The 21,333-nt window shown below is 65.5% G+C and carries 17 protein-coding genes and 1 tRNA gene; 14 read left to right on the top strand and 4 right to left on the bottom strand.

The window, feature by feature from the left end:
* Positions 1-275 precede the first annotated feature (275 nt).
* From ACESMN_RS08320 to ACESMN_RS08355, 8 genes are all read left to right on the top strand, one after another.
* Positions 276-809: a CinA family protein gene (locus ACESMN_RS08320; protein ID WP_373053131.1), complete on the top strand. Its 534-nt coding sequence runs from the start codon at positions 276-278 to the stop codon at positions 807-809.
* A 117-nt stretch (positions 810-926) separates the two neighbouring features.
* Entirely contained in the window at positions 927-1,958 is a 1,032-nt protein-coding gene (gene recA, locus ACESMN_RS08325) for a recombinase RecA (protein ID WP_373053132.1), read from the top strand.
* Positions 1,924-2,415: a regulatory protein RecX gene (locus ACESMN_RS08330; RefSeq protein WP_373053133.1), complete on the top strand. Its 492-nt coding sequence runs from the start codon at positions 1,924-1,926 to the stop codon at positions 2,413-2,415. Before recA ends, ACESMN_RS08330 begins: the two co-directional genes overlap by 35 nt.
* 66 nt (positions 2,416-2,481) lie before the next feature.
* Positions 2,482-5,097 carry an alanine--tRNA ligase gene (gene alaS / locus ACESMN_RS08335; RefSeq protein ID WP_373053134.1) on the top strand — a complete coding sequence of 872 codons (2,616 nt, stop codon included), beginning with the start codon at positions 2,482-2,484 and terminating at the stop codon, positions 5,095-5,097.
* A gap of 125 nt (positions 5,098-5,222) precedes the next feature.
* The gene (locus tag ACESMN_RS08340) at positions 5,223-6,461 is read left to right on the top strand and encodes an aspartate kinase (RefSeq protein WP_373053135.1); all 1,239 of its coding nucleotides are present in this window, start codon (positions 5,223-5,225) and stop codon (positions 6,459-6,461) included.
* 70 nt (positions 6,462-6,531) lie between these two features.
* Positions 6,532-6,750, top strand: a complete 219-nt coding sequence (gene csrA / locus ACESMN_RS08345; RefSeq protein WP_373053136.1) for a carbon storage regulator CsrA — start codon at positions 6,532-6,534, stop codon at positions 6,748-6,750.
* A 137-nt stretch (positions 6,751-6,887) separates the two neighbouring features.
* Positions 6,888-6,978, top strand: a tRNA-Ser gene (locus ACESMN_RS08350).
* Positions 6,979-7,174: 196 nt separating this feature from the next.
* Positions 7,175-8,092 carry an ATP adenylyltransferase family protein gene (locus ACESMN_RS08355; protein WP_373053137.1) on the top strand — a complete coding sequence of 306 codons (918 nt, stop codon included), beginning with the start codon at positions 7,175-7,177 and terminating at the stop codon, positions 8,090-8,092.
* 56 nt (positions 8,093-8,148) lie between these two features.
* On the opposite strand, the gene ACESMN_RS08360 is transcribed toward ACESMN_RS08355, so the two are convergent.
* Both ACESMN_RS08360 and ACESMN_RS08365 read right to left on the bottom strand, forming a co-directional pair.
* Complete coding sequence (locus ACESMN_RS08360; protein WP_373053138.1) at positions 8,149-8,658, bottom strand: DUF456 domain-containing protein; 510 nt, start codon at positions 8,656-8,658, stop codon at positions 8,149-8,151.
* 159 nt (positions 8,659-8,817) lie between these two features.
* Positions 8,818-9,753 (bottom strand): helix-turn-helix domain-containing protein, encoded by a 936-nt coding sequence (locus tag ACESMN_RS08365; RefSeq protein ID WP_373053139.1) that lies wholly within the window; start codon positions 9,751-9,753, stop codon positions 8,818-8,820.
* Between the two features lie 299 nt (positions 9,754-10,052).
* Between ACESMN_RS08365 and ACESMN_RS08370 the strand changes: the two genes are divergently transcribed.
* Entirely contained in the window at positions 10,053-11,657 is a 1,605-nt protein-coding gene (locus tag ACESMN_RS08370; RefSeq protein WP_373053140.1) for a mechanosensitive ion channel family protein, read from the top strand.
* A 103-nt stretch (positions 11,658-11,760) separates the two neighbouring features.
* Here the strand turns inward: ACESMN_RS08370 and ACESMN_RS08375 are convergent, their stop codons facing one another.
* Both ACESMN_RS08375 and ACESMN_RS08380 read right to left on the bottom strand, forming a co-directional pair.
* The gene (locus ACESMN_RS08375; protein WP_373053141.1) at positions 11,761-11,973 is read right to left on the bottom strand and encodes a hypothetical protein; all 213 of its coding nucleotides are present in this window, start codon (positions 11,971-11,973) and stop codon (positions 11,761-11,763) included.
* A gap of 19 nt (positions 11,974-11,992) precedes the next feature.
* Complete coding sequence (locus ACESMN_RS08380) at positions 11,993-12,895, bottom strand: VOC family protein (RefSeq protein WP_373053142.1); 903 nt, start codon at positions 12,893-12,895, stop codon at positions 11,993-11,995.
* Between the two features lie 562 nt (positions 12,896-13,457).
* Here ACESMN_RS08380 and ACESMN_RS08385 point away from each other — a divergent pair.
* From ACESMN_RS08385 to ACESMN_RS08405, 5 genes are all read left to right on the top strand, one after another.
* The gene (locus ACESMN_RS08385) at positions 13,458-14,798 is read left to right on the top strand and encodes a lipocalin family protein (RefSeq protein WP_373053143.1); all 1,341 of its coding nucleotides are present in this window, start codon (positions 13,458-13,460) and stop codon (positions 14,796-14,798) included.
* A gap of 64 nt (positions 14,799-14,862) precedes the next feature.
* On the top strand, positions 14,863-15,636 hold the full coding sequence (locus tag ACESMN_RS08390; RefSeq protein ID WP_373053144.1) for a hypothetical protein: 774 nt from the start codon (positions 14,863-14,865) through the stop codon (positions 15,634-15,636).
* Between the two features lie 96 nt (positions 15,637-15,732).
* The gene (locus ACESMN_RS08395) at positions 15,733-18,273 is read left to right on the top strand and encodes a mechanosensitive ion channel family protein (RefSeq protein ID WP_373053145.1); all 2,541 of its coding nucleotides are present in this window, start codon (positions 15,733-15,735) and stop codon (positions 18,271-18,273) included.
* Positions 18,274-18,296: 23 nt separating this feature from the next.
* Positions 18,297-19,673 carry a YbaY family lipoprotein gene (locus ACESMN_RS08400; protein WP_373053146.1) on the top strand — a complete coding sequence of 459 codons (1,377 nt, stop codon included), beginning with the start codon at positions 18,297-18,299 and terminating at the stop codon, positions 19,671-19,673.
* Between the two features lie 99 nt (positions 19,674-19,772).
* Positions 19,773-21,323: a BCCT family transporter gene (locus tag ACESMN_RS08405; RefSeq protein ID WP_373053147.1), complete on the top strand. Its 1,551-nt coding sequence runs from the start codon at positions 19,773-19,775 to the stop codon at positions 21,321-21,323.
* Positions 21,324-21,333: the final 10 nt, after the last annotated feature.

The following is a 21,333-nucleotide window of genomic DNA, read 5'->3' on the forward strand; positions in this document are numbered from 1 at the left end:
CAAGGGGGTTGTGGGAGCGGCTTCCAGCCGCGATTCCGGGCAAGGGGGTTTGTGGGAGCGGCCTCCAGCCGCGATTCCGGTTTCGGCAGGCATCCGTCGAAGATCGCGGCTGGAAGCCGCTCCCACGGCTTGTGGTGGGGAGGGATGAGCCCCCTCGGCGACCTTCCGTTGCGCTGCATCCTGTCGTTACACTGCGGTAACGATCGGAGGTCTCCGGCAGCGGCGTGCCGTACGGCTGACCGGTAAACGTTTTGCTGGATCTTGGGGAACAGCTCATGGTGGACGCCGGATCTCGGACCGAAGGAAGATCGCTGGCACCGGCTCTGCCCGAGCCTCCTGTTGCCGAGCTGGCGACCCGGCTTCAGGACCGGCATCTGCGTCTGTGTAGCGCCGAATCCTGCACCGGCGGTGTAATCGCCGCCCGCCTCACCGACCTGCCCGGCAGCTCCGCCTGGTTCGAATGCGGCTGGGTGACCTACAGCAATGCCTCGAAGACGCAGATGCTGGGCGTCGCGCCAGAGCTGCTCGAGCGCTGGGGTGCGGTGAGCGCCCCGGTGGCCGAGGCGATGGCTCGCGGAGCGCTCGCCGGTGCCGACGCGGATCTCGCCGTGGCGGTTACCGGAATCGCGGGACCGGGCGGCGGCAGCCCGGAAAAGCCGGTGGGGCTTGTATGGTTCGCCTGGGCGCGCCGGGGCCGGGGCTGCCGCACCGCGGAACGGGTATTTCCGGGCAACCGGGAACAGGTGCGCGCTGCGGCCGCGGCCTGGTGCCTGCATCAGCTGCTGAAGCACGAACTGGCCACGGACTGAGCCGTCCCCGGGTGGCTCTTTCCGGACCCCGCGGGGCCTGTGCCCGCTTGGGCTGAAAGGCCGGGTGTGGGATACTCCCGGCCGCCCGGAACGTCTGAAAACTCCAAGGAGGAACGTGTGGACGAAAACCGCAAGAAGGCGCTCTCTGCAGCGCTCGGACAGATCGAGCGCCAGTTTGGCAAGGGCGCGGTGATGCGCATGGGGGACGGAACCGCCGTGCGCGACGTCGAGGTCGTGTCGACCGGCTCGCTGGCCCTGGACGTCGCACTGGGCATTGGCGGCGTACCCCGCGGGCGTGTAGTCGAGATCTACGGTCCGGAATCCTCGGGCAAGACGACCCTGACGCTGCACGTGGTCGCGGAATGCCAGAAGCAGGGCGGGACTGCCGCCTTCATTGATGCCGAGCACGCCCTCGATCCGGGCTATGCCCAGAAGCTGGGCGTGAACGTCGACGAGTTGCTGATCTCCCAGCCGGACACCGGCGAGCAGGCCCTTGAGATTGCCGACATGCTCGTCCGCAGCGGCGCGGTCGATCTCGTGGTGGTCGACTCGGTGGCGGCGCTCACGCCGAAGGCCGAGATCGAGGGCGAGATGGGCGACGCGCATGTCGGCCTGCAGGCGCGCCTGATGTCGCAGGCCCTGCGCAAGCTCACCGCGAACATCAAAAGATCAAACACTCTGGTTATCTTTATCAACCAGATTCGAATGAAGATCGGGGTGATGTTCGGCAGTCCCGAGACGACCACGGGTGGCAATGCGCTGAAGTTTTATGCCTCGGTCCGGATGGACATCCGCCGCATCGGCGCGATCAAGCGAGGCGACGAGGTGATCGGCAACGAGACCCGGGTGAAGGTGGTGAAGAACAAGATGGCGCCCCCGTTCAAGGAGGCGCACTTCGAGATCCTCTACGGCGAGGGCATCTCGCGGCTGGGCGAGGTGATCGAGCTGGGCGTGAAGCAGGGACTGATCGACAAGGCCGGTGCGTGGTACAGCTACAACGGGGAGCGCATCGGGCAGGGCAGGGAAAACGCGCGCCAGTTCCTGAAGGAAAATCCCGATCTCGCCGGTGAGATCGAGGAGAAGCTGCGAGCAGTCTACCTGCCCAGCCGCCAGCATGCGGGCGAAGAGCCGGAAAGCGCCGAGGGATGACCCGGACGCGGCCTATGCGGCCGGGTTGCGCCTGCTTGCCCGACGCGAGCACAGCGGTGTCGAGCTGGGCAGGAAACTGGAGCAGCGCGGGTTCGCCGCTTCCGTGGCGGCGTCCGCGCTCGGGCGCCTGCGCGCTGACGGCTACCTGAGCGAAGAGCGGTTCGCCCGCTCGCTGGCGCTGCACCGCGCCGATCAGGGCTACGGGGAGCTGCGCATCCGCGCGGAACTCGCCCACCATGCCCTGTCGGCGGCATTGGTGGATCAGGCCCTGCTCGAACTCGACGCGGATTGGGTCGAACGGGCCATGTCACAGGCCCGCCGGCATTTCCCCGCGTTCCGCGAGAATGGCCCCGAGACCGCGCGGGCGCTGCGTCACCTGACGCAGCGCGGCTTCCCCGCGTCGGTGGCGCGTTCGGCACTCGCGCGGTGGGCCGAAAGCGTGCAGGAACAGGGGTGAAATGTGCGCAAGTGCAGCAACCCCATGATACCCTTGGCGTTTCCGTAACGGTTGCAATGGACTTTGATGAAAAGCGCTGAAATCCGCCGAAGATTCCTTGATTTCTTTGTCCGGCACGGCCACGCCGAGGTCCCCTCGAGCCCGCTGGTCCCCGGCAACGATCCGACCCTGCTGTTCACCAATTCCGGCATGGTGCAGTTCAAGGATGTCTTCCTGGGACGCGAGAAGCGTCCCTACACGCGGGCGGTCAGCAGCCAGCGCTGCGTGCGTGCGGGCGGCAAGCACAACGACCTGGAGAACGTCGGCTACACAGCGCGGCATCACACCTTCTTCGAGATGCTGGGCAACTTCAGCTTCGGCGACTATTTCAAGCGCGAAGCGATTGCCTATGCGTGGGAATTTCTTACCGAGACCATCGGGATCCCGGCCGACCGGCTGTGGGTCACGGTCTACGAGACCGACGACGATGCCTACGGAGTCTGGGTCGACGAGATCGGGCTGGCGCCGGAGCGGGTGATTCGTATCGGCGACAAGCCCGGGGGTGGCTCGGACAATTTCTGGCAGATGGGCGACACCGGTCCCTGCGGTCCCTCCACCGAGATCTTCTATGATCACGGACCCTCCGTGGCAGGCGGGCTGCCCGGGACTCCGGAAGAGGACGGGGACCGCTACATCGAGATCTGGAACCTCGTGTTCATGCAGTACGACCGCGACAGCCAGGGCATCCTGACGCCGCTGCCGCACCCGTCGGTGGATACCGGCATGGGACTGGAACGCCTCGCCGCGGTGCTCCAGGGCGTCCACTCGAACTACGAGATCGACATCTTCCGGGACCTGATCACGGCGGCGGCCGAGGTCGTCGATACCACGGATCTGGAATCCGCCTCCCTGCGGGTCATCGCGGACCATATCCGTTCGATCGCGTTCCTGATCCTGGACGGCGTGATGCCCGGTAACGAGGGCCGGGGCTATGTGCTGCGCCGGGTGGTCCGGCGCGCCTCTCGCCACGGCCACAAGCTGGGCTGCTCCGAACCCTTTCTGCACCGCCTGATTCCCGCCCTGGTTGCCACGATGGGCGACGCCTATCCGGAATTGGCGGAAGGTCAGGAGAACCTTCAGCAGGTCTTGATGAAAGAAGAGAGGAAGTTCCACGAAACCCTTGAAAAAGGCGTCCGGATCCTTGAGGAGGATCTGGAACATCTGGAAGGTTCCACGATCCCGGGCGAGACCATCTTCCTGCTCTACGACACCTACGGGTTCCCGGTGGACCTGACGGGGGACATTGCCCGCGAGCGCGGGCTGGACCTGGACCTCGACGGATTCGAGAGGGCGATGGAGATTCAGCGCAGCCGCGCACGCGCTGCAAGTCACTTTGCCGCTGGCGGCGCGGACACGGAGGAGCTGGACCTCAGGACCGACTTCTCCGGCTATGACCGGCTCGAAGACGAGGGGACAATCCTCGCCTTGCTCAGGGACGGCGCCCGTGTGGAGGCCCTGGAACTCGGCGAGCAGGGGGTCGTCGTGCTCGACAGGACCCCGTTTTATGCGGAATCCGGTGGCCAGGTCGGTGACGTCGGCTCGCTGATGGCCTCTGGCGTGCGTTTCGAGGTCGCCGACACCCGCAAACAGGGTGAGGCGCACCTGCACGTGGGACAGGTCCGTGCCGGGCGGCTGGAGACCGGGATGCGGCTGCGGGCATCGGTCGCGGGTCCCCGTCGCGAATCGATCCGGCGGCATCACTCGGCGACCCATCTGCTGCACAAGGCGCTGCGCGACCAGCTCGGGCCTCACATCCAGCAGAAGGGCTCGCTGGTCGATGCCGACCGGCTGCGTTTCGACTTCGCGCATTTCGAGGCGGTGACTCCGGAGCAACTGCGTGCCATCGAGGAACAGGTGAATGCCGAGATTCTCGCCAACGAGGCCACGGACACACGTCTGATGGACATTGATTCGGCGCTCAGTTCGGGGGCGGTCGCACTGTTCGGGGAGAAATACGGCGAAAGCGTGCGGGTACTCCGGATCGGGAGCTCCACCGAGCTCTGCGGCGGAACGCACGTCGGGCGCACCGGCGACATCGGCGTCTTCCGGATCATTTCGGAGGGCGGGGTGGCGGCCGGGATCCGACGGATCGAGGCCGTGGCGGGGCAGGCGGCGCTTGCCTGGATGGATCGGCAGGTGGAGACCCTGGATCAGGTCGCGGATCTGCTGCGCGGCGGCCGATCCGAGGTGCCGGAAAGGCTTCAGTCGGTGCTCGAACGCAACCGCGAACTGGAGAAGGAAGTCGCGGCGCTGCGCGGCCGGCTGGCCAGCCAGACCGGAAGCGACCTCGCCGGACGTGCGGTCGACCTGGGCCCGCTGAAGGTGCTCGCGGGGCGGGTCGACGGCGTGGAACCGAAGGCCATGCGCGAGATGGTGGATCAACTGAAGCAGAAGCTCGGACCGTCCGTGGTGGTACTGGGAACAGTGACTTCCGGTGGCAAGGTCAGTCTGGTGGCCGGCGTGACAAAAGGGGAGACCGCCATCCTGAAGGCGGGTGACCTGGTCGGCTTTGTCGCCGGTCAGGTGGGTGGCCGTGGCGGTGGCCGGCCGGACATGGCCATGGCCGGCGGGCAACACCCCGAAGGCCTGGACGCGGCCCTGGCGTCGGTGGAGCCCTGGGTACGGGAGCGCGTGCCATTGTGACCTGGGACGGCGATCGAGACGCGGCGGGTTACAATGGGTATCATTACCCATGCGCACGGCAGGCTCCCTTTCTCCAGGAAGCCGCCTTTGTCAAACTCCGGGCTGATTGAGGCTCGAGGGCATCCATGTCCCTTCTGGTACTGAAGTTCGGCGGCACCTCCGTGGGAAGCCCCGATCGCATCGCGCGTGTCGCCGACCGCGTACTGCGCCTGCGCGGCGAGGGGCACTCGGTGGTGGTGGTCGTTTCGGCGATGAGCGGCGAGACGGACCGTCTGCTGACCCTGGCCCGCGAGATACAGCCGCGCTCCGAGGGGCGGGAACTCGACGTGCTGCTCTCCACCGGGGAGCAGGTGACGATCGCCCTGCTGTCCATGGCGCTCGAGGCCCGCGGATGCCCCGCCCGTTCGTACACCGGCGGGCAGGTGCGCATCCTGACTGACAGCGTCCATAACAAGGCGCGGATACGGAGCATCGACGCTGCCCGCGTCCGGGAAGACCTCGAAGGGGGTCGCGTGGTGGTGGTCGCGGGCTTCCAGGGTGTGGACGAAGCGGGGTCGATCACCACGCTGGGCCGTGGCGGATCCGACACCACGGCGGTGGCGCTGGCCGCCGCACTGACGGCCGCCGAGTGCCGGATCTACACCGACGTTGATGGCGTATACACAACCGATCCGCGCGTGGCCAAGAATGCGCGCCGGCTGGAGCGCATCACCTTCGAGGAGATGCTGGAGATGGCCAGCCTGGGGTCGAAGGTGCTGCAGATCCGTGCGGTGGAGTTCGCCGGCAAGTACAACGTGCCCCTGCGGGTACTGTCCTCCTTCGAGGAGGGCCCGGGGACGCTGATCACAACCGAGGAGGGCCGCATGGAGCAGGCGTTGGTGGCAGGTATCGCGTTCAACCAGAACGAGGCCCAGTTGACGATTCAGGGTGTTCCGGATCAGCCGGGCATCGCCTACGGCATTCTCGGGCCGATTGCGGACGCCCACATTGAAGTGGACATGATCGTGCAGAACATCGGCGGCGATCAGACCACGGACTTCACCTTCACGGTGAACAGGAACGATTTCGAAAAGGCAATGGAAGTCCTGCAGAGGGTGGCTGACGAACTGGGCGCACGCAGCGTCTCCGGCGATACCCGGATCGCAAAGATCTCGGTGGTCGGGGTCGGGATGCGGTCACACGCGGGTATCGCCAGCCGTATGTTCAAGGCCCTGGCGCGCGAATCGATCAACATCCGGATGATCTCGACCTCCGAGATCAAGATTTCGGTGGTGGTCGACGAAAGGTATCTGGAACTGGGTGTCCGCACGTTGCACGATGCCTTTGAACTTGATCAGGAACCGGCAGGTCAATCCCCAAGCTGAGCAAGCGGCAGCTGCAGTCATCGGGAACCGGACGACCGATAACCGTCCGACACAGGGTGTGGAGAAAGGCATGCTCATATTGACGCGACGCGTGGGTGAAGCTCTGATGATCGGTGACGAAATCTCCGTCACCGTACTGGGTGTCAAGGGAAATCAGGTGCGGATCGGGATCAATGCACCGCAGGACATTGCGGTGCACCGCGAGGAAATCTTCGAGCGCATCCAGCGCGAGAATCGTGACCCTGACGACGATTCCCCGAATCCGGAAGGCAAGGCAAGCAACAGCTGATGGCTGGTCCGGCCGTCCCGCTGAGAGCGGGCCGGCCGGACGGTGGTGCTGATGAGCTGCCCGACGCGCTACGGATACCGGGGCGCTCTGCGCTCCCTTCCCATTTTTGCGTCAACCCCGTATCCTTCCAGTCCGTCGGAGAGATGGCCGAGCGGTCGAAGGCGCTCCCCTGCTAAGGGAGTATGGGTCAAAAGCCCATCGAGGGTTCGAATCCCTCTCTCTCCGCCAGAACATCTTTGAAAACAGGCGCTTGTGGGCGCCTTTTTCATTGTCCCGGCACCCGGCCGCGGGACAGGGTGCCAATGCCACCTGAAACACGGATCCCTGCGGGCGACCTTGCAGACGATGGGGCCGCCGGCGCTTTCGGGCCCGGGACTTCCAGGCAGAGGCGCCGGGACTGAAAGCGGATTCCGCCGAGGACGAGATGCGCACCGAGATCCTGCTCGAACCGGGCAGCCTGGCCGAGGCGGTGGATGAAGCCACCCGGTGCGCGCTCGCCGCCGGCGTGCTGGTCCCGATCGAGACCGAGCAGGAGCGTATCGCGGACGCCGGAGTGTGCTTTCTGCTCCGGGTCGTCGCGAGTCTGAGGCGCAAGGCGTCCGGCAGACCCGGTGGCGCGGGCGGGCAGCGCCGTCCGGCGGACCCCTTTCTCCCTCCGGAGCCGGAGCTCACGGTCGCCGAGGTCTCCAGCCGCCATCTCGCAGTGCTCAACAAGTTCAATGTCCTGGAGCGCCACCTGCTGATCGTCACCCGTGCCTTCGAGCCGCAGGAGACCCTGCTGAGCCCCGGGGACCTGCGGGCATTGTTCGCCTGCATGGCCGAGTACCCCTCGCTCGGTTTCTACAATGGCGGGACGGTTGCCGGGGCCAGCCAGGCACACAAGCATCTTCAGCTTGTGCCTCTGCCGTTCGAGCCGGACGGTCCGGCATTCCCGATGCAGCCCCTGATGGATGCCGGGACGCGCGGCAGCGTCGGACGCTGTCCCGATCTGCCCTTCGCGCATGCCTTTGCCCGGCTCGACCAACCGGTCGCCGCGGCGCCGATGGAGGCCGCCGAGCAGGCCGGCGCCCTCTACCTCGAGCTCCTGACCGCGGTCGGGATCGAAGGACGAGGTGCCGACGGCGCGGTGCGCCAGTCGGCCCCCTACAATCTGCTGGTCGCGGATGACTGGATGCTCGTGGTGCCGCGGGCGGGGGAGTTCTTCCGCGGGGTCTCGGTCAATGCCCTCGGGTTTGCCGGATCGCTCTTCGTCAAGGACCGCAGGCAGCTCGAGGTGATCCGTGCGGCGGGACCGATGCACATCCTGCGGACCGTTGCCGGGTCGCCCCGGGAACCGACCTAAACCGCAGAGGCGCAAGGCGAGGCCCGCGTCCTCCTGGAACCGTTTGTCGTCACGGTTCAACGAAACGCGGCGACTCCCAGAGTCGCAACGATGACTCCGCCCACGACCACCTTGGCGACCGTGCCCCAGAAACGGCCGGCGGCGGCCCCCCGCCCGGCCTCGATGCTGTGCAGGACGGGCCGGCCGGCCCAGAGGTCGCCCAGCAGCGAGCCGGCGAAGGCACCGAGGGATGCGCCGATGAGGGTTCCCAGTAGCGGGACCGGAAAGGCGGTACCGGCGATGGCGCCGACGATGCCTCCGGCGATCGCGAGCGCAGCGGCCCGTCGCGTACCGCCTGCACCGCGGGAACCCGCTGCGCTGAGGAAGAATTCGAGGATCTCGCCGAGTGTTGCGAGCATGATCGCAGTCAAGAGCACGGGCCAGCCGAACATGGCGGTGTCGGCGAGCCACCAGTCCGTGGCCGCGGCCGCCAGGATCATCAGCCAGGTTCCGGGCAGACCGAACAGGATCGAGGCCCAGAACGCGAGATTGAGTATGGTCAGTATCGTGGCGTAGGCGTAGACCATGGCGCTCCGTGGTCCGCGAGGAGTGGGATCCGTATGGGAAAAGGGTCGTGCATCCGGCCAGTCGTCGCGTGCGCAGCGCGGCAATCCAGGCGGGGACGGAAATGACAGGGGGTTATCGATGACCGCGTCGGCGTGGGTCGGGCCCGGTCGGAGCGCGGCTCAGCCGTCCCGGCCGCCACGCAATCGGGTATTGCTGGGGGATTCCCCGAACACGCGGGCGTAGTCGATGGCGAACTGCCCGGGGTGCCAGAATCCGAGGTCAAAGGCGACTTGCTGCACGCAGCGCTGATCGCTCCTTGCCAGGATGCGGCGCCGGGCGCTGTGCAGCCGCAGTATCTTGGAGTGTGCGGCGGGCGACCGTCCGAGCAGTTCGCTGAAGGCGTAGAAGAGCAGGCGCCGGCTGGCATGGGTTGCCTCGCAGAGCTCCGTCACGCTCGGCGGGTTGTCCAGCCGATCCCGCATCAGCTCCTCGGCCCGGCGGACGATGCGCCGGCGCTGGGCCAGGCTTGACCGGGCCTGTCGGACCTGTCGGGCCTCCTGGACCAGCGCGATCATCCTGCCGGCGAGATCGATCCCGGTGTGTGTTTCGGCGCCACGCGGTTGCGGCGCCGAAAGATGCCGCTCGAGCATCTGCGCCACCTGATTCGTCACACGCGGATCGGTCTTCAGGCACCAGCCGTCCCACATTGATTCCGCCGAGGTCTGATGCTCGGCCTGCGCGATCCGCTCCGCAAGATCGACGGGAATCGAGATCGCCTGCTGGCAATGGTCGGCGGCTATCTGCTGGTAGATCTCCCCCCCGGGGTCCAGCACCAGAACCTGCCCTTCATCAAGCGCCTGACCGCGAAACCGGCTGCCGGCACACTGGCGCGTGAGGGGAGATATCGTCCAGAAGTCAGGGGAACGCCCGCCAGTGCACAGCAGCGCGCGATTGCAATGGCTTGTGTAGACAAGACAGTCCCCCACCTTTGTGGAGGTCAGTGTCGCTTCGATCGGCCCGGGCTCGGATTGGGTGATCTGCACATCCCAGATGGCTCCGAGGGCCTCCTGCAGTTGTTCCGCCGAATGGCAGCGGATTTCGTTCAGGTTATTCAACACGCGCTCTCCCGACGCACGTTTCCTGCGTCTTCGGGCAGCATATTCAGTTCGACGGCTCATGGCCACCCCGGTGGGCTGTCCGGGCAGGGCGTCAAGGCCGACACCGCTACCGCGCTGCACCTTTTCGACTGTAAGATGCGACGTGCATTCCTATACTGAGCCGTTTTTTTGCGGGGTCATCCGGGTTCAGCGTCCTTGCCAAGGCGGCGTTGTTACATGAATCCCGGCCGGCAGGCGTCAAGGCTGGATTCCCGCGCACTTCCGCATTTTGGTCAACCAAGGGGTGGCGGAGCCTTATGCATCGCTGGCTGTATGTACTGGCGCTGACGGCCATGATCGGCATGATGCCGGCACAGGCGTCTGCAGACGATGGCAGTCCGGTGGTCGCCGGCGTTGCTGAACTCGAGGAACGCATCCAGCATCTCCAGGCGATGCGAACGGTCGCGGAGGAGTTACAGGAATGGGATCGCGATGGATTCCATTTTCGTCTGGATCAGCTGATGCTGGAGGCCCTTGGGAGGGCGGAGACCGCTCTGCTCGAGACGCTGAATTCCGATGCGCTCGCGACTGTCGGGAACCGCCTCGAGAATGCCACCGATTGGCTGCTGGACGCGTCCGTTTCCCGGCTCGAGGAGGTGTACACGAGAACGGGCCAGGAGCGTCTGAAGTACGACGAGTTTGAGAATGGGCTACAGGCGAGCGTTTCCCGCGCCTTCGTCCATGATCTGGAGACGCTGGTCTTCGAATACATGAGCGGACTGGGCGCACTGCTCGTGGTACGCGAGCAGCTTGGTCTGAACGTTGAAAACGAATGGAAAACCTTCGAGGAGTTCATCACACGGAACGTCGAGCGCCTCCACGGCCAGATCCGGCTGGATGCCCAGACACTGGCCCAATTGCGGCGCGATCTCAGTGCGGATCCCTCGAATTCAGGCGTCGAGTCGGCACTGCGTGCGGTGAACCAGAAGCAGGCGCGGAACCTGGCGAACATGGCCGGCTGGCTCGAATTGCTCGAGGGTCTGGGACGGGACACGGCCAGCCACCGTGCACTGCTGATACAGCAGCAGGGGCGCATTGGAACCAAGATCCTGCAGCGTGACGTGTTCGCGAACATCTGGGCCGAACAGACCCAGCGACTCTGGCGCAATGTCGTGCGCAACGGCCCGAATCTCATCCTCCGGATCTTGACCTTCCTGGCTGTGCTGCTGCTGGCCTGGGGTGTTGCTCACGCGATCCGCTTTCTGCTCAAGATGATCATCGATACCTCCTTTGTGCGCATCAGCCAGCTGATGGAGGACCGGCTGCTGACCCTGTCCTTCGCGTTGATCTTTCTTGCGGGTGTGATCGTGGCCCTGACGACCATCGGGTGGTCGGTGATGCCCATGCTTGCGGGGCTCGGAGTCGCCGGGCTCGTGGTGGGATTTGCATTGCAGGATTCTCTGAAGAGCTTTGTCGCAGGCTGGATGATCCTTCTCTACCACGCCTACGACGTGGGCGATTATGTTCAGGTATCGGGTGCGGAAGGCAGGGTTCGGAGGATGACGCTCAACAGCACCCGAATCGCGACCCGTGACAACACGATCAAGTTGGTACCGAACCGCAAGATCTGGGATGACACGATCGTGAACCTGACCGCGAGCAAGGCCCGACGGCTGGAACTGGAGATCTCCTGCGGCCCGGATAACGACATGGACCGGGTCGAGAACAGCATCCGCGAACTTCTTGCGGAGCACCCGCAGATTCTCAACAAACCGAAGCCAGAGGTGCACCTTGCCCGAATCGGGCCCTCGGAGATGGTCTTCGCGGTCCAGCCCTGGGTGCGAACCGAGAATTACTGGCCGATGCAGAGGTCGCTGCTGAAGGAAATCAGGCAGCGGTTCGAGCGCGACGGCATAACCTGAACCCGGGACCCGGGCGGTCCGATACGGGCGGTCATTGCGAGCGTAGCGTCGCCGGAGGCGAACCCCACCCGAAGAGGCCGATGCCCGAACACTGGCCGGGGTCTCAGAGCCAGCGCCCGAGGTTCACCCCGGTCCGCACCGACACGGGGCCGAGGTCGACGCTCGGCCCCGCGATGCCGATATTGGCGTAGATCCCGCCGCCGGAGCAGCCGGCGAGCAGGAGGGCGACGGACAGGCAGCCGGCGGCAAGAAGCGTGCGCCGGCACGCCGTGGATCGGATGCGGCAAAGATGGGACGGGACAGGGACTTGTCGCATGTAGTTGTTCTCCATGTTCTCAGCGGGCAGGGGTAGGCTCGGGATCGGGGTCCCAGCTCTGGACCAGGAAACCTGCGCCGCTGGGGTCGTTCAGGATCGCAACCTCACCGCCGCGCGGATTCTCCCGGGCCGGCAGCAGGATCTCGCCGCCGAGACGCTCGGAGTCAGCGGCCGCGGCCGCCGGGTCCGACACCCGCACGTAGGCCATCCAGGTATCCGCGATGCGGTCCACCGGTTTCTGCACCACGCCGACGCGCGGTACACCGCCCGAGCTGAGGTAGCGATAGGCGCCGTCGTCTCCGACGGCTTCGACCGTGTACGCTGGCACGAGAGACTGGTAGAAGGCCAGCGTTGCCTCCGGATCCGAGCTCCAGATCTCGTTCCACAGCCAGTCGCCGGGTGCGGCGACACGATCCACCGGGTCCCCGTCGCGGGGTTCGAGCAACGTCAGCACCGCGCCCAGCGGATCCGCAACCACCGCCACCGTGCCGCGTTGCGGAATATCCAGCGGGCGCTGGAAGACGGTGCCGCCGCCGGCGCGTACCGTGGCCATGGCCGCGTCCATCTCCGCAATGGACAGTACCGGAATCCACCGCGACACATTGATGCCGCGATGGATGCCGCGGGCGTCCACGAGTCCGCCGATGACACGGCCCTCGTGCTCGATGACCGTATAACCCTGTCCTCGGTCGGGACCCAGATCGCGGAAGGTCCAGCCGAACAGACCCGAGTAGAAGCGCTGCGCCGCGCTGGGGTCCTCGGTCAGCAGGTCATGCCAGACGACCTTGCCCGGCCTTGGCTGCGTGCTGCCGGTCTCGATGGGCGGAATTCGGGCCGGGTCGAGGCCCGCGCAGCTGCCCACGAAGATCATCGTCAGCGCGGCAAGGGCGACGCGAACGCCGCTGTGAGGGAGTCGGATCACTGCTTGGCTCCTGTGGTGGGCCGTCCGGCCGGGGTGACAACCTGCAGAATGCGTCGAGCCTGAGCTTCGATGCGAGCCTCTTCTAACAGCTTCAGCGGCTCTTGTCACGGCGACCCGAAAGGAGGGGCGAGTGGCCTTCCCGTTGCCACAGTGTTCATTGACGCGAAGGTCCTGGCCGCAGTCGTCGCGAGCCGCCCTTTGGTGGAGGCATGGGCTGAGCCAGGCGCAGCGCACCCACCACCCTGGCGGGGTCGGCCTGTGGTGGGCACACTTCATTTCCTCCGTGCACTTTTTGGACTGTTCCGGTCAGGAGACGTCTCTATACTGCAGCAACTGCACCGAGCACTCGCTTTCCGGTCCCGATCAGGACCGTCCCGAGGCGGACCGCCGCCGTCCGTGCAGCACGGCACTCGCACCGCCGCGGTCTGCCCAGCCTCTCTCGCGATCACGGTTCCGGGCAGAATCCGGTCCGCCAGTGACCGGTTACGCGAGCTACGCGCCGCCCGGCTGCATGTCGTGACCCGGCGGCAGGCACTCAATCAATGCAAGGGAGTACAGAGAAATGGATCGCAGATTTCTGCTCAAGCTGCTGGCCTCTGGCACCGCGCTTGGCGCCGCCCCGACCGCCGTCCTGGCACAGATGAATGGGGAGCCCGCCCCCGCGCGCGCAGCAAACCCTGGCGCCGAGGGCATGCGGCCGCCGCTGCAAGGCGCGGGGATCGAGACGGAGTCGGCCCAGGCCCTCTACAGTCTGCCGCGCGACCACGCCTGGCATGGTGGCAAGTTCTACCAGACCAACGACTTCAACGAGTGGCACTACATCACGATACTCGGGCGTGATGTCGAGACCGACGAGCGCGTCTCGGTGTTCTGGGTACCGCTCAGCCAGGGCTGGGTGGAGGAAGAGGGCCGCCCGCTGCACAACGTGCTGTTCGCCTTCCACAACCTCGACACCGGCGAGTTCCATACGGCGCTGCTCTACATCACCGGGCCGATGACCACCGAAGGCTCGGCGCCGGACGCGGAGGACTTCCACTTCCGCTACGAGATCGACGACGGCAAGAGTGCCTTCACAACCGCCTACGACCACGCCACCGAGACGTGGGAATTCGGGGGCTATACCACCAAGAAGGACGATTGGAACGAACCGTTCAAACTGTCGATGACGGCGAAGGCCCGGGCGCCGGGTTACGTGCCGCTGGCCTACTGGGGCCTGGAGAGCATCGGCGTCGATCCGCAGCGGCGCCAGAACCCCGAGACGATGTACGGTCTGACCTACTACTACACCGCGCCCGACATGGAGTCCTCGGGCGAGATCGAGATCGGCGGCCGCACGGTCCGCTTCGAGGGCACCGGCTGGTTCGAGCATCAGTGGGGCAACTTCCGCAACACGCTGCAGTATCGCTACTTCTGGGCGTGGTTCCGGTTCGAAAACGGCGACATGATGACCTTCCGCCAGTACTACGAGGGCCTGAACTTCCGGAACCCGCATTACGACGTCAACCGCTATCTCTGGATGGACGGGGAAACCTTCGAACGGAGCTACGCCTTCGGCCCGGCCTTCAAGCTGATCCCCGAGCGGATGTGGACCTCGCCGAAATCGGGCAAGGTCTACCCGTGGTGGGGCCGGATCGAGACGCCGAACGGCACGTTCTGGTACGAGCCGACCGTCCCCGAGCAGGAGGGCATGGGCTTCGGCGGCCCGTACATCGAGGGCGTGATCCAGCTGCGCGAAGGCTCGCCGGACGGGCCGATCGTGGCGACGGGCTTCACCGAGATGATCATGCTCACCGATCCCTACGCCGATGGCACCGACGGCTCGATGGGTCCGCCGATGTCGCGCAGCCTGCCCGAGGACCCGGACGGTCCCTGGACGCCCTGGGAACGTGAGTCAGGGGAGTGAATACCCGGAATGCGGATTGTGATGTGACCGGCCCGGGAATGGGTTCGGGTGCAGGCAGGCCGGCGTGAAGGGATTCACCAGCCGCGCTGTTCGGAAGGGCGTTTCGGGCGGGGTGCTGGCGGTCACGCTTGGGACCGCCGCGCCCGCCGTCCTTGCCGACGATACGGAAGAACTGGCGAGGAAGACGGCCGATCCGACGGCTTCGCTGATGTCGCTGAACCTGCGCCATACCCGGATCCCGAGCTTCCACGGGATCGACGGCAGTGCCGGCACGAGTCAGTTTCAGACGGTCATACCCTTTCGCGCCTGGGACACGAGCAATATCCTGCGGGCCACCGTCAACTACAACAACAGCGGACCCGCACCCGGCGGCCTGTCGGACGTCACGATCTTCAACCTGCTGGTGTTCGACAGACCGTGGGGACGCTGGGGAGCGGGCCCGGTTGCGCAGCTGTTGCCGGGCCGGGATGGTGATGCGGATACCTTCGCGATCGGGCCCGCGGCTGGCCTTGTGGCCTCCCGCGGTCGCTGGACCTACGGCATGTTCAACCAGAACCTGTTCGGCGACGATGTCGCCATCAGCAGCCTGCAGCCGGTGCTGGCCTACCAGATGGGCAACGGCTGGGCGCTGGCGGCGGGGGACGCCCAGTGGACCTATGACTGGGACCGGAGTAAGTTTGTCAACCTGCCCATCGGTGTTCAGCTGAGCAAGGTAATGAGTGTCGGTGGACAATCGGTCAAGTGGTCAATCAACCCGGAGTACAACCTGCGCGACCTCGACGGTCTGCCGGAATGGAACGTTCGCTTCGGTCTGTCGCTGCTCGTTCCGGGCGGCTGATCCGGGCGCGTACGAAGTCGATCATCGGCCGGCGTCCGCCGCGCCGAATGCGGTGGGACATTCTGGCGTGTAAATGCCTCTGGTGCGTAAATATTGATGTTCGAAACCCCCGTTTTCACCTCTTCCGCCGGCCGGGATGTGCGCCGGGCGCGTGGATGGAGCGCCGTTCGGGCGCTTGCCGTTGTCCTTCTGGCACTGCTGTCATCCGCGGCGCTGTCCGATCCCCGCGACTGGTCGGGTGTGTGGGACACCCAGTGGCGGGATGGCGGGGCAGTGTTGCACCTGCAGCAGGACGGAAACCGGGTCGTTGGAACCTACCCCGGATTCGAGGGTTCGGTTGAAGGCCGTATCGATGGCAACCAGCTGTCCGGCACCTGGAGGGATGTCGCCGGTTCCGGCGAGTTCACCTTTTCGATCTCTCCGGATGGGCAGAGCTTCATGGGGCGCTTTGGCACGGGAGAGTGGTGGACCGGCGTGCGCACGGATGATGAGGTGGCGCGCACGTTCCTCGAGGTTCCGGATCTGTCGAGTCCGGATCTCACGCTGGCGGCGTTCCTGAGAGCGGGCAACGAGTCGGGCGAGGGGCGTAGTGATCGCCTGGGAGTGGCGCTTCCGCTGCTGGACTACAGTGCCTTCGAGGAGCCTCTGACCGCCTATGAACGCATTGGTCTTGCGAGGATGCTCTTCCAGATCATCGACCGGCTCACGATGCGTGTCTGGGAGATCCGGCCGGGTGAGGAACTGGCCCAGGCCGGAGAGTATACGATCGATCAGGAGTATAGGGTCGAACTCACGCAGGCGGGCACGGACCGCCCGTACACCCTCACGTTCCGGGCCGGCGAGAGCAGGAACGGCGACGATGCTGTGGCCTGGCGACTGGTGGTCCCCCCGGAGGAGGAGATGCGGGAGTCGCTGGATGCGCTGCTGGAGGTCTACGACGGTGAGGTGCCCCATTCGCGGCAGCATCACGAGCTGCGCTCGCCGCGCGACACCATGCGCACCTTCATCGAGCAATGGGACAACGCGCGCGGTGGCAACGGCGAACTCTTTCTCGAGACGATGGACCTGTCGCAGATCGCTGCTGCGGTGCGCGAAGAGGAGGGTGCGCTGCTCGGCGAGTACCTGATCGAGGTGCTCTATCGCATCGGCCTGCCGCTGCGTCAGGAGATCCCGGATTATCCGAACCGGCGCGGTCCCTACACGCACTTCGTGCATCCGGTCGGCGTGGTGGAGATCCACCCGTTCGAGCAGGAGGACGGTTCGAAGATCTGGCGCTTCAGCGCGGAGACCATGGCCAGCGCCCGCGCACTGTTCATGGCGCTGGAGGACATGCCGCTTGCGGAGGGAACGGAGCGCGGCGAATCCACGCCGTTTTTCAGGATCCGCAATCATGTCCGCGCGATCCACCGCGAGTTGCTGCGCGAGAGCGGCGGTGGGATGGAGCTGTGGCAGTGGCTGGCCCTGGTACTTTGGCTGGTCGTCAGCATTCCGGTCAGCTGGGTTCTGAGCTGGGTAGTGGTCCGGCTGTTGCGCCTGCACCGAACCGAGGGAGAGCAGCAGCTAATGGCGCCGGAGGCCCGTTTCCTGTGGCCTCTGCGGCTGATCTTCATCGCTGGCATCGGTCTGTTGGCGCTTCGGATCCTGGGGCTGCCGCAGGCGGTGGACATGCCGCTGCGCGTCGTGATCGGCGTGACGCTGTCGCTGGCCGGTGGCTGGCTCGCCTACCACCTGGTGGACAGGGCCAGCCGGGTCATCGAGTCCCATTCCCATCATTTCCGCTACCGCGACGAGGTGCTGCGCTCGCTTGCCACCTCGTTGGCCAAGCTGGCGGTGATCATCGGAGCGGTGCTGTTTCTGGCCGAGATCCTGTCGCTGCCTTATCAGGGCGTGCTCGCCGGCCTCGGTATCGGCGGCCTGGCAGTGGCGCTGGCGGCGCGCAGCACGCTGGAAAACTTCATCGGTGGGATCACGCTGTTCGCCGACAAACCGATCGAGGTGGGGGATTTCTGCCGGCTCGGCGATCATCTGGGCGTGATCGAGGCGATCGGGCTGCGTTCGGTGAAGGTGCGCTCGCTGGACCGCACGATCATCACCATTCCGAACGCGGAGTTCGTGAACCTGTACATCGAGAACTTTGCCCGCCGCGACCGGGTGCTGCTGCGCACCACGATCCATCTGCGCTACGAGACCACGCCCGACCAGTTGCGCTGGGTACTGGCGGAGGTCCGCAAGCTGTTGCTGCAGCATCCGATGGTGACGCCGGAGCCGGCGCGGGCACGCTTCGCGGGCTTTGGCGACCACTCGGTGGACGTTGAGATCTTCGCCTATGTGAGCACCAGCGACTTCAACGAGTTTCTGGCGGTGCAGGAGGACATCTTCCTGCGTCTGATCGACGTCGTCGACGAATCCGGTACCGGCTTCGCGTTCCCGTCCACGGTCAATTACCTGGCACGGGACAGCGGCGTGGACGCGGAGCGCACCGAGCGCGCCGAGGCGATCATGCGCGAGCTGCGCAAGGGCAACGAGCTGCCGTTCCCTGAATTCGATCTGCACACGCGCAGCGAGCTGAGAGACACACTCGATTATCCCCCGGAAGGCTCGGTGAACTCGGGTTCCAGGGCCGATGCCAACAAGTGACTGGTCAGAGGTGAGTGACGGACATGAGATATCTACTGAGCGCGCTGGTGCTGCTGGCAATGGTGAGCTGCGCCACGGCGGCGAGTGAGGCCGGGATGGCGGAGGTTAGCGGCGAGGTGCTTTATTTCGAACGGATCGCGGCGCCGCCGAATGCCAGGCTGGAGGTGGTCCTTCAGGACATCAGCCGGCCGGATATGGCCGCCGAGCGTCTGGGTCAGATGATCGTGGAGAACGCCGGGCAACCGCCGTACGAGTTCCGGATCCAGTACGACCCGGCGCAGATCGACCCGCGCCATACCTACAGCGTGGCGGCCCGTCTGTACGATGGCGAAGAACTGCTGTTCGTGACCGACCAGGTCCATCAGGTGATCACCCGGGGCTTCCCGTCGAAGGCCACCTTGCGGCTGCGCCGGGTCGGCAATGCCCCGGCACACCCGCTCGACGATCTCCCGGCAACCTTCAAGGGAACGCTTCCCTGTGCGGACTGCCCGGGCATCGATTACCACCTGAACCTCCTGGACGATGGCGTGTACTTCCTGCGGCAGACCTACCAGGATCGCGAAGGTGGCCCCTTTGACGACATCGGGCGTCACCTGCTTTCATCGGATCGTGATCAGCTCACGCTCTACGGTGGCCGGGAGGCGCCGCTGCGCCTTGCGATCGCGGCGCCGGACACGCTGCGTCTGCTCGATCGCGACGGCGGGCATATCGAGTCGGAGCTGAATTACAACCTCTCACGACAGCCGGAATTCCAGCCGTTCGAGCCGCAGTTGCTGCTTGGCGGCATGTACCGGTACTTCGCCGACGCGGGGCGCTTCCAGGAATGCCTGACCGGGCTCGACATGCCGGTGGCCCAGGAGGCCGACAACCGCGCCCTCGAGGAGGCCTACCTCGCGGCCAGTGAGCAGCCTGGTGAGGCGCTGCTGGCGAGTCTCGAGGGCCGGATAGCACAGCGCATGCCGATGGAGGGGCCGGGACCGGTGCCGACGCTCGTGCCGGAGCGCTTCATCGGGATCTCGCCGGACCAGACCTGCCCCCCGCCGATGAAGCTCGCGGACCTCAAGAACACCTACTGGCGCTTGAGCCTCCTCGATTCAGAGGGCGTTCAGCGTGCGCCGGATCAGCGTGAACCGCATCTGGTGTTCCATGAAGAGAATCGGCTGGCCGGTTCCGACGGCTGCAATCGAATTGTCGGCGCCTATGAGCGGGAGGATGCGTCGATCGGGTTCTCCAGGCTCGCCACCACCCGGATGGCCTGTCCCGAGGGCATGGAGCAGGCGCGGCGGTTCCTGCAGACGCTCGAGGAGGTGAGCCAGTACCGGATCATTGGTCAGCATCTGGAGATGCTGGACGAATCCGGGAACCTGCGGCTGCGCTTCGAGGCAGTTGCACTTCACTGAAGAGCCGGAGCGCGGTCGGGGACACGCGCATTCGTTGGTCATGACGAAGAGCGACACCCCGGGCACGCCGTTCACCGGCCAGCGAAATGAGGAAAGGCCATGTCCCGCCCCGTCGAGCAACGCCGCTTCGTCCTGAACCGCGTCTTCGTGGTATCGCTGTTCCTGGTTGCCGCCTTCGGCGCCTGGGGGCTGATCGATCCCGAGGGAATGAGCGGCACGTCACTGGGTTTCACCACCTTCATGCTCACCAGCATCGGGTGGTACTGGCTGCTGATCAGCACCGGTTTCCTGATCCTCGCGGGATTTCTGGCCTTCGGGCCCTATGGCCGGGTGAAGCTGGGCGACGACGACGAGGAGCCCGAGTTCTCGACCGTCTCCTGGATCGCGATGCTCTTTGCCGGCGGGATGGGCGCCGGCCTGATCTTCTGGGGCGTCGCGGAACCGCTCTACCACTTCCGTGACCCGCCGGGGATGCCGGGCGAGACCGCGGAGGCCGCACGGGTCGCGTTCACCCTGACGAACCTGCACTGGGGTCTGCACGCGTGGTCGATCTATGGCATCTGCGCGATGGTGATCGCCTATTTCACCTTCCGCAAGAAGAAGAAGCCACTGATCTCGACTCCGATCGAAGCGCTGTTCCCGGGCATGGCGGGCGAGCGCCTGGGCCAGGTGGCGAACATCCTGGGCGTCTTCGCGGTGGTGTTTGGCCTTGCCGGCTCGCTGACCATGGGCACCCTGCAGATTCGTGCGGGTCTCGGCGAACTGATGGGCACCCCCCTGAACATCGGCATGTCGCTGGCAATCATCGCGGTGATGTATGCCACCTACATGACCTCGACCGCGGTCGGTGTCGATCGCGGGATCAAGCTCCTGTCCAACATCAATATGGTGGTTGCCGTGCTGATGGTGATCTACATCGCCGTCTTCGGGCCAACGGCCTTCATCTTCGAGACGCTGGTCGATTCCTTCGGCAGCTATTTCACGCAGCTGCCAGGTCTCGCATTTCAGCTGCTGCCGTTCGAGGGGCTGCAGGGCTGGACCGCGAGCTGGACGCTCACCTACATGATCTGGTGGCTGGCCTGGGGTCCCTTTGTCGGCATCTTCATCGCCCGTATCAGCCGTGGGCGGACCATTCGCGAATTCTGCGCCGGGGTCATCATCGTGCCCACCGTGTTCTCGCTGTTCTGGTTCGCGGTGCTCGGCGGCGCCGGCATCTTCATCGAACTCTTCGGGGGCGGGGGAATCGCCGAACTGGTGTCCCAGGACGTCAGCCGCGCGTTCTTCGTCTTTCTGGACTTCTTTCCCCTCGGGCAGCTGCTGGGCTTCGTCGCCCTGTTCCTGATCTTCATCTTTCTGGTGACCTCTGCAGATTCCGGGAGCTTCGTGCTGTCGATGATGACCAGCGACGGAAAGCTGGATCCGCCGCTGGCCTACAAGCTGGTGTGGGGCACCCTCGTCGCGGTGCTCACCGTTGCCACCCTCTTCAGCGGTTCGGTGGAGGTCGCCAAGGCGATGGCGGTCACCGGTGCCATCCCGTTTTCCGTGGTGCTGCTGCTCCAGGTGGTGGGCTTTCTGAGGACGATTCGAAGTGAGCGCGGGGGCCTCCGAGTGCAAACCCCGGTCGCGACGGCGCGACCGATCAACGAATGAGGAGCCCCTT

The organism is Thioalkalivibrio sp. (assembly GCF_041690275.1).
Taxonomy (GTDB): Bacteria; Pseudomonadota; Gammaproteobacteria; order Ectothiorhodospirales; family Ectothiorhodospiraceae; genus Thioalkalivibrio.